The following is a 729-nucleotide window of genomic DNA, read 5'->3' as shown; positions in this document are numbered from 1 at the left end:
CCAACCTGTTGTTATAATACCTTTATCTGTAAATAAATATGTATTTCCATTTATTTCTTGCCACCCTGTTAACATTTGTCCTTCTGAATTAAAGTAATGCCAACCTTCTTCGTTATGGTACCAACCAATTTTCAATCTTCCATCACTTTTTATAAAATACCATTCTCCATTTATTTTTCTCCATTTCTCTTGTTTATTCAAATGTCCTTGTTCATTAAAATAATATAGCTCATTTCCTATCTCGTTTATTCCTATTGTTATATATCCTCTATAATTAAAATAGTATTTTTCCCCTGAAACATATTTCCATCCTAAATACATATGTCCTTGTTCATTGAAATATCTCCAGCCATTTTGATTTCTCCAACCTGTTGTTATTACACCTTTATCTGTAAATAAATATGTATTTCCATCTATCTCTTGCCACCCTGTTAACATTTGCCCTTCTGAATTAAAGTAATGCCAACCTTCTTCATTATGGTACCAACCAATTTTTAACATTCCATTTGCTTTAACTAAATACCATTGATTATCTATATATTTCCATTTTTGAGTACAACAAAGGCTTCCATCATTTTCAAAATAATAATATTCATTATTTATTTTTTTTATTCCTATAACTCTGTGTCCTATTTCATCAACATAATATGTCTTCCCATCTTCAATAGACCAGCCTTGAACTTTTTCATCTTTTTTTTCTTCTATAACATCATTTTCTTTAAATGTTTT

The 729-nt window shown here is 28.5% G+C and carries 1 protein-coding gene; it reads right to left on the bottom strand.

What is annotated here, in order from left to right:
- The coding region (locus DW761_RS20900) for an N-acetylmuramoyl-L-alanine amidase family protein (RefSeq protein WP_394336436.1) at positions 1-729 on the bottom strand (729 nt) is incomplete at both ends.

It is taken from the genome of Absiella sp. AM29-15 (assembly GCF_003434225.1).
In the GTDB taxonomy this organism is placed as follows: Bacteria; Bacillota_I; Bacilli_A; order Erysipelotrichales; family Erysipelotrichaceae; genus Hoskinsella; species Hoskinsella hominis.
The sequence above is the reverse complement of the archived record's forward strand: the minus strand, read 5'-3'. Positions and strand labels throughout refer to the sequence as shown.